Here is an 8,077-nt window from a genome sequence, read left to right as displayed (position 1 = left end):
GAGAGAAGAAGCAAACTTGTTCTTCAATGTCATCGCAAAACGATATGAACAGGGCAGCGTGGTTGTCACAAGCAATTTACCGTTCTCACAATGGTCAAATGCGTTCGCTGATGACACCACACTCACGGCTGCACTGCTGGATCGACTGCTTCATCACTCTCACATCATTCAGATAAGTGGAGAGAGTTATCGGCTAAAAGGGAAAAGGGCGTTAGGGACAGTGCCAACCGTTCTACAAAATGAATCGGAGAGGCAGGGATAACTACCATGGGTGGGTCAATTTTACTTCGGCGATAGCGTCGCTAAGTGGATCAGTTTTAAGTCGGCGTTGACAACTTAGAAGAGTTTATAACTGAGTATTATAAATTAACAAGACTCTCAGTTGACAAAATTGATATCAATGAAAAGTTTTTCTTGGATATGCTGCGTCTATACAGATCCATTTATTCCAGGAGAGCAGAGCCAGTGAGGGCGGAAGTCCATGCACTGCTTCGAGGGAGTTATGACTGTTGGTTTATGTTAATGGAGTGGAAGGCCAATAACAAATCTGAGAGTACGAGGCTGGAAAGTAGTTATGAGGACTTACTAAAAGATTTTGTTGGTCATTGGGAAGGTTGGTCATATCAAATATGTCCTGACGAGATAGAGCCGACATCGTATGATGTTAATCTTTTAGCATCTACACACCACATGGAATTCACATTGATGATGTTGGTTTCTACTCTGAAATATAGAAATGCATCAGCATTAGAGTGGTGTGTTGATATGCTAAACCATTGGACTTCGGCATTCTCCTTGGATAGTAATAGTTATATTCACTATAGGTGGAAGAAATTAGTCCTGAATCCCACTTATCTCGAGAGGGATAAGTCCGATAATTCTTGGATGTTAGTATTGAATGATAGTGACTATTGTCAAGAATCGGCAATCAAAGTTTGTTTTGAAAATTTCAATTTGGATTTGAGATTGTTAGCCGTGGCTCAGCTAATAAAAAATCCACTAGATGATATGCCGTATTGTCGCAATTTAGCCTCAAAGTTACTTAATGGTGAAAGGATCCATAGTACTGGTACTATTGAGCATGTAACTTCAATCGAAAATGCTTCTAAGGTTATAGAAGGTTTTATCCGCCAAAAGGACTATGAGAGCAACAACAACAATAGTTCCTATGGCTCAAAATTGTTGGGCATATTAGAACGTATTAAAAGAGATAATGCAGAACGGATGATTTCTGGCCGAACTTACATGTCATCGGAAAGGAATAGCCTTAGTGGTATGAGTGTGTATTATGTTCAGATATGTGTCAGTCTCTCGTCCAATAAATGGGGTTTATCGACAGAACTGATGTCAGTATTGCTATCAGGACTTTTCACATATAGAGATAGAGAAAGCATTATTAGTGAACTCCGAAACTGGATTGAATTATCTAGCGATCTCAAAAAATCATTTCTTTATAGTGATGATGATTCTCATACACTAATACAGAATTTTAAAAGTTCATTGAATGAAATTATAGCGGAAATTGTAGAGTATCAGACTCAAAGTGTAAAAGTCGCTGAAATTGATGATGCGATCCTAGCATCCTATTCTAGAGCGGCTTCTAATGTTTTCTGTAATGAACTTAAATATCCGTTGTCTCTGTTTAAACTAGAAGTAGTCGATTCCCTCCCAAACGAAGCAGAAAAGTTAGTATCATTGATTGGTGTCCATAAGTCTGGGGTGTCTAAGGGGATCGTGACGAATCTACCAATTAATGACCTTGATTTTAAATCTGACATTGTTGATAGAAATGCATCTTTTCAGATACTTAACGAGATATTTAACTCGGAATTTATTTATGAATTTAGTTATACGTCTGCTTTACGAGCACTAGATGACATACGCGTGATGATTGATTCTATTAACAATCCTATAATGTTTGTCAGCAGCAATGAACTGTTAACTATGTTTAGAAAAGCGAAATATGACGCGAATATTTTCCCCCAATTAAACATACATTTTGAAGCCAAAGATTGTAGTGAGTATATTTGCCATATAGGTACTTGTAAGGTGTACTACCTAAACGCAAAATCCGAAGAGTGTCTATTACTGAGTTCAGACGCTTTTGACACGATTAAGGTTCAAAAACTAGCAGAAGATAAGTTTGTAGATGCAAGCTTCAAAGTTAGTGATGATAATCAGACAACTGGTGCAATCGAGTTTAGGTATTCTATGGAAATTGGTTTGATCCAATCTGATTCACTAAGGCATATGAGATTTGAAATTAATTCAAACAGAAGTTAAGTGTGTGTAGGTCGAGTGAAGTGCGTACGATTAAGTTGTGCGACTCATTGTTAACTGTCAGATTGTGTATGGGTCGCACAAATAATGCCAACCAAATTGGTTGGCATCATCCTTGTTGAGTTATTTAGTCGATTGCCTTCAGAATCTGACCAATTTCATCATCTGTGAACACCCCAGAATCCATCACCCAATATCTTTGTGAGTGATACATCTCCGAATATAGGTCACATAACTCTTGATTCACATTCTTCTGGTTTTCTTGAGCGGTCGAGTATCTCCACGCCATCGCGTTGCTCACCATCAAATTACTCACCGCAACAAATACCTTGAGTGACAACTCAACCTCACAATAGAAATTATGAAATTTCTCAGTCGAATACACCTCACTACTATCTGTGAATATCACCGGAAAGCCGTCTGCGTTTTTCCATGAGAATGCACCAATGCCACTCGCTCCCGATAAGTCCCTAGCCACGTGGCATACGTTCGCCTCGTAGCTCATCAGTTGCTCAATCGTGAATGTCTTCAAAAATTCCTTCATCTTCATCTACCTGTATGTATGCCCAGTAGTGTGATCATAACTGTCAGCCACACAACGGTAAATGATATTGATTCTCATTTGGGTGATTCTATCGTTAAGCCTATTAGGAAAGGGGGAGTTCCACCATCAAAATACCCCCGAAAACGACCCTAAAATACCCCTTTGCAAGTGGCTGATTTAAAAGGGAAATCTATAAGCGTACCTAGTAGTGGGGAGGGAGGAAATATTTCGAGCCACCCAAGCCAACAAAATAGGAGTCAGCAAATGGCATTAACAAGACCCGAACTCGACCGAGCGTTAGGCACATTGACCAAGGCCGAGCGTTCACACCTAAACCGTGAACAGGTAAAGGCAAACCACCGCTCAAATATGAGCCGAAAGAAATACATTAAGTGGCGCAGAGATGTCATCACTGAATACCGTGAACGAAAAGCGAAGGAGTTGCTTAATGAACAGTAAACAACGTTGCTCATTACGAAAGCGACTACGAGCAAAAGGGTTTGATGATGAATACATCGAACAAGTAATCAAACAGAAAGTATTAGAAGCCGACACCGCCACGGCAATAGCTGGCGAGCGCACAGAAGAAGTGCTATTCCCTGAAAGGGCGAAAGGTAAACACAATGCCAAGAAACAAATCAGACGTCGCAAAGGCCACATCACAAAATAACCCAAGTCGTAACAAACAATTTGGACAGACACTAGCCATACGACATTCTATGATAGTTGGTGAGTACTCTATGCTTCATCACATACCCGAATTTAAACAACACCTTGTTGAGAACAAATTCAGCAAAGCAGCGCACCGTGATGTGTTGGGTGTTATATATATCCTAGATTGTTTCCTGACAAACCGTCATAAGCATATGTCTCATGATAAAAATGGTGATGGTTATGTAATGTCACTCGACTACATGTGGTTGGACAAGTTGTTTACGCAAGCAGCAAGAAAGAAATTAGTTAGATGGAAAGAGTCTGACCTCCTCGGTAATACTGCGGTGGTGAACCCTGAACACCTACTTAGCAAGTTTATGTTCACCACTGGAACTTATGATATGGACTCCGGTGAGTCTCGCGAGTGGTACATCAGAGATAACATGGCATATCGATTGATGGATTTCGTGGCTGGTTATGCTAATCATGTTAAGAATATCCCACACGGGTTTCGTGAGTCTGGTCGATTCGGTAAGGTATCTGTTTGTCAGCATGGCAAGGTCGATAAGTGGTTGGATACTAAGACAGGCGAGACATATAATCGACATTCAGAATTGGCATCTAAACTTGGTGTTAGTATCAAGTCGATTGAGAAATATGTTAAGTCTGGTCGTGTTGTTAAGAACCCTGATTATGTTCATTCCAATCGTGTTGGTTTTTCTCTTTACGATAGATACATAGATACATAGATACATATACACCAAGCGGTTTAAAAACTGAAAAATCCCTACCTAATGACAAAAGTAGGGATTTTTCTAAAACCAAACCGCTTGGTGATATATCTATATATCCTATCTCTAAATCTGAGAATCTCGACTCTTTGAAATACAAGCGAGACGGGGAACGTTGGTTAGATGAAACAAAGACTCTAACAACAACAATATCAAGAACACGTCTAGAAGATGTAATGACTATGTTGGATACGAAGATATTCGAACACAGAAAGACTCGACGTATGAACCCTGATTCTAAGATGACTGCTAAGATGATATCTGACTTACAGAATATGTCTTTGCTAACTAGCTTGAGTGACAGGTTGTTAGTGCACGAAGGTCATATCGAATCTGTTTATCAGAAGCACCTCTATGGTCGTTGGTATATCACCAATCACGATTGTAATCTACAAACTCTTCCGAGATGGCTCAGAAAAGAACTTCTGGCTGACAAATATGAATATGACTTAGATGCAGCCCATCCTAGCATCATTCTTAGTATTGTTGGTGATGATGTTCTGCCTAATCTAAAGAACTACGTGGATAACAAAGATCAATGGAGGAAGGAGCTTGCCCTTTACTGTGGTTCAACAGAACAAGAAGTGAAGGACTCAATCAACGCGTTGAACAATCTGAGTAAGTTGAACCATATATTCACCAAGACTATGCGTTCGGAATGTCTTAAGAAGTTCAATGAGCACCCATTCGTCAAGTCTTACAAGAACGACATGATCGTTGCTAGTGAACACATAATCCAATATTGGGTTGATTCAGGTAATGTATTCCACGAAGAAACTGACACCAAGTCTAAGAAACTGGCTTGTGTACTTCAGAATATCGAAGCGTGGATTATGGAACTTGCTGGTAAATACATACCGGACGTCGAACTAATACTTCATGATGCCATATACACCACTACACCAATATCCCAATCTGATTTGTGTCTGATTGAGATAGAAGTGATCAAAGAATATGGTGTAGATATCCGTTTCGGTTAACCTTCTCACTGAACAAAACTAATAAAGCGCGTGATCACTAATCCTAACCAAAGGAGAATTGATCACGTCTGAACAAAATAGGAATCAACATGTCACGAATCAATGAACTGCTATCAGAGATCGAAGCTGAAGTCAGAAAAAATGCAGATGACCGAAAGCAAACCGAAGGTCGCCTAGAGGCGGTGTTGCTTGCTCTGAAGGGTGTGTCAACTACACCAGCCGCTGCACCTGCCACTCGAACACCACGCAAGAAAGTGGAGGTTGTTCCAGAACCAAAAAAGTAAAACCACCGTCGTCCCCACTAGAAAGACCAACTCCACCTACGCAGAACCCACACTACGCATCGAAGTCAGATGACAATCCGTCGCTTGTGAAGTCAGAACCTATTAAGTCTGCTCCTATCGAGGCTCCAAAATCTGATATCTACGCTTCGTTGATGGCTAGTGTGGGGAGTGAAGTGATAGACAAGATGCGGGGGGTGAAACCAAAATCAGGTAGCGACCGAAGTGAATCTACAAACCATATCCAGTCAGACGATTAACCAAAGAGGAGGCCGATCTAATGAAAGCAACCAACACCCACAAAGCAATGCGCTCGGTTTTCAGAATATGTGAGCGCATCATTCGAGACGGTATGGCCTCATCAGACCTAGTGATGATCCTAAAAAATACACACTCTGATTTCAGACGTGAGTGTGCACGAAAACGAGGCAGACCACTCACTCGCCACTACATTACAACCCACGATTGCTGGGCTTGGGTGCGTGAATGTCCAACTGAAGCTGAGCTTGCCATATGGCTGTATGTGAGAGAGTTATCGAATTGTCGTATTGCAAACTCTCACAAGAATATGGTGGTTGGGGCGTTTCTATGGCTGATGAAGCCGAGATACCCGTTTCTTAATTACGTGTGGTCAGAATCGTCGAATCAGGATGCATGTGATTTTGATGAGCTGCTGGTGGTCAATGGAAAGTCTTCACAGTACTGGTCATGGACGCCCAATTCTCACACCGCCAATTTCACTCTGTGATTAGACGATCTCCAATGCAAAACTGTGAAATTGTGAGGCTGTAAAATCAGGGACTTAGCGTGCCAAATATGTCAGTCAACTATAGGTGGTGGGAGTGTGGGTTTACCGCACCACCTGAACCATAACTTGAAGATTGTGAAACAGGTATAATTAAATAAGGAGGGAACAATTATGAATGCACTACTCGATAGCCTGAAATCAAAGGTGGGTGACAACAACCAACCACACCATAATGAGGTGTCACTGAACAATCAGGTGATGGGGCTGATGAATGAGAAGATTGCGCTAACCAATCAGGCTGAGCGTGATCGTCACACAATTTCTGAATTACAGTCAGAACTATCAAAATACAAAGAACTATATGAAGGGCTAGTCCCACATATAGGATTACCCTCCAATAATCCCAAACCCAAAATCGGATCTGACGGAATTATTATATTGGGTGATGATCACAATTTCGTCACCGCACAGTCCCTAACCATCACAATCGAAGGTGCGTCATTCGAACTTGGTGACCATATTTCTCACAGAAAGCTTCTTCCGATATTCAAGTTGGCACAATCAAGAATACCACAAACAATAATCGGACGTCACAAGAAGTCTCTGATGGTGGTGAATAACAATGATTCCATTAATGCAATAACAAAAGTATTGTGTGGTTTCGAATCAATCAAAGGCAATCACCGTGATCTTGTTCATCCATCTATTGGTAAATTGAGATTTTCAAAGGAGCTATTCACAGCAATCAAAGATAAAAACTTCCCTTTATAGAAAATACTTCCCGTTATATATTCCCGCAGCCCTCTAAAACCGACCTAAAGTATATCCGCTCTTGGTGACCTATAAGGAAAGGGGGTACCACTCCTCAAAAACGAAAACCAAATTAAGAGGAGACTCATAATGCCAGTCGCCCAAAAAACTATTTCCCAAGTCAAAGCTATGATGATGTGGATTATACCTCACATCATATTCTCAGACTTGGACGCGGTTTATGACACCGCAATAAAACATTACCCATCAGACCATGACCTGTTCATTCCAAAGTGTGCAGAGTTTCTTGCGAATAAAAATGCAGTCAAATTCATTGATAGTATCGATTGTGCTGATGTGCGTATGAAAGTTATCGCTATCATTAATGACGCCTGTACAAAGAAAAGCTACATAGATGCATTCAACGTAGTGTTGAAGTCGAAGATTGATGATGTTCATAAGATGAATGTTTTCGAGATTTTGCAGACTCTATGGGTCGTTGATCAGAATATCTAATTTTCGTCACCAAAACCTCCTATCGCCTTTGGAGAGTTTGGTGTGTATGAGTTCTACCAAACTCATTTTGGTGACGAATTAATACATTGAGGTGTTTTCTTTCTCTTGTGGTCCAATTTCTCCTCCGGAATCCCGCAATTGCCGCCCAATGTGGCTCATGATGACTGAGTCTAACTGTCATCACTAATTGGAGCGCTCAAGGATTTGAGTGATTCGTGAGGCCACGAATTAAACCACGGCCTGTTTATTTAGATCCTCAATATATGCGGCCTGCCATAGCCCCACCCCGAGAATTTTGCGGCGACTTTCTACTCCTATTGTGTGTCGCCGCACCCTATTTTCTACACAAGAGTTCCTCTACCCAAAGGAGTGCGCCTTGTGTGGGAATTGCTGTGAATCACCAACGTCCCGCTAAAAAGCGGTTGGTTCGCACAGGCTAAAAGCCTCATGTCCGACCTGCATGGCTCAAGGTCAAATTTGTTGTAATGTCAGAGTTTCTGTCATTTTCGTTATGTGATGAACAGGAATGTCAT

Annotated in this window: 11 protein-coding genes; 10 read left to right on the top strand and 1 reads right to left on the bottom strand. The window is 41.1% G+C overall.

Features of this window, described 5'->3' with window-relative positions:
* A partial coding sequence (locus B5D35_RS15895) for an ATP-binding protein (protein WP_170915201.1) occupies nt 1-262 on the top strand: 262 nt, incomplete at its 5' end.
* Between the two features lie 260 nt (nt 263-522).
* Nucleotides 523-2,283 (top strand): hypothetical protein, encoded by a 1,761-nt coding sequence (locus B5D35_RS15890; RefSeq protein ID WP_139367787.1) that lies wholly within the window; start codon nt 523-525, stop codon nt 2,281-2,283.
* A gap of 124 nt (nt 2,284-2,407) precedes the next feature.
* On the opposite strand, the gene B5D35_RS15885 is transcribed toward B5D35_RS15890, so the two are convergent.
* A complete protein-coding gene (locus B5D35_RS15885; protein ID WP_078753525.1) occupies nt 2,408-2,824 on the bottom strand; it encodes a hypothetical protein in 417 nt (138 codons plus the stop codon).
* A 264-nt stretch (nt 2,825-3,088) separates the two neighbouring features.
* Between B5D35_RS15885 and B5D35_RS15880 the strand changes: the two genes are divergently transcribed.
* The 8 genes from B5D35_RS15880 to B5D35_RS15845 all read left to right on the top strand — a co-directional run bounded on the left by B5D35_RS15880 (nt 3,089) and on the right by B5D35_RS15845 (nt 7,544).
* Nucleotides 3,089-3,283 carry a hypothetical protein gene (locus tag B5D35_RS15880; RefSeq protein WP_078753524.1) on the top strand — a complete coding sequence of 65 codons (195 nt, stop codon included), beginning with the start codon at nt 3,089-3,091 and terminating at the stop codon, nt 3,281-3,283.
* The gene (locus B5D35_RS15875; RefSeq protein ID WP_078753523.1) at nt 3,273-3,494 is read left to right on the top strand and encodes a hypothetical protein; all 222 of its coding nucleotides are present in this window, start codon (nt 3,273-3,275) and stop codon (nt 3,492-3,494) included. Before B5D35_RS15880 ends, B5D35_RS15875 begins: the two co-directional genes overlap by 11 nt.
* Nucleotides 3,495-3,564: 70 nt before the next feature.
* Nucleotides 3,565-4,227, top strand: coding sequence for a hypothetical protein (locus B5D35_RS15870; RefSeq protein WP_078753522.1), 663 nt, complete (start codon nt 3,565-3,567; stop codon nt 4,225-4,227).
* A gap of 266 nt (nt 4,228-4,493) precedes the next feature.
* Nucleotides 4,494-5,249, top strand: a complete 756-nt coding sequence (locus B5D35_RS15865; protein WP_170915200.1) for a hypothetical protein — start codon at nt 4,494-4,496, stop codon at nt 5,247-5,249.
* A gap of 89 nt (nt 5,250-5,338) precedes the next feature.
* The gene (locus B5D35_RS15860; protein WP_078753520.1) at nt 5,339-5,533 is read left to right on the top strand and encodes a hypothetical protein; all 195 of its coding nucleotides are present in this window, start codon (nt 5,339-5,341) and stop codon (nt 5,531-5,533) included.
* A gap of 277 nt (nt 5,534-5,810) precedes the next feature.
* A complete protein-coding gene (locus B5D35_RS15855) occupies nt 5,811-6,278 on the top strand; it encodes a hypothetical protein (RefSeq protein ID WP_078753519.1) in 468 nt (155 codons plus the stop codon).
* Between the two features lie 171 nt (nt 6,279-6,449).
* Nucleotides 6,450-7,049: a hypothetical protein gene (locus tag B5D35_RS15850; RefSeq protein WP_078753518.1), complete on the top strand. Its 600-nt coding sequence runs from the start codon at nt 6,450-6,452 to the stop codon at nt 7,047-7,049.
* A gap of 129 nt (nt 7,050-7,178) precedes the next feature.
* A complete protein-coding gene (locus B5D35_RS15845) occupies nt 7,179-7,544 on the top strand; it encodes a hypothetical protein (protein ID WP_078753517.1) in 366 nt (121 codons plus the stop codon).
* Nucleotides 7,545-8,077 lie beyond the last annotated feature (533 nt).

Source organism: Enterovibrio nigricans DSM 22720 (assembly GCF_900167155.1).
In the GTDB taxonomy this organism is placed as follows: domain Bacteria; phylum Pseudomonadota; class Gammaproteobacteria; order Enterobacterales; family Vibrionaceae; genus Enterovibrio; species Enterovibrio nigricans.
The sequence above is the reverse complement of the archived record's forward strand: the minus strand, read 5'-3'. Positions and strand labels throughout refer to the sequence as shown.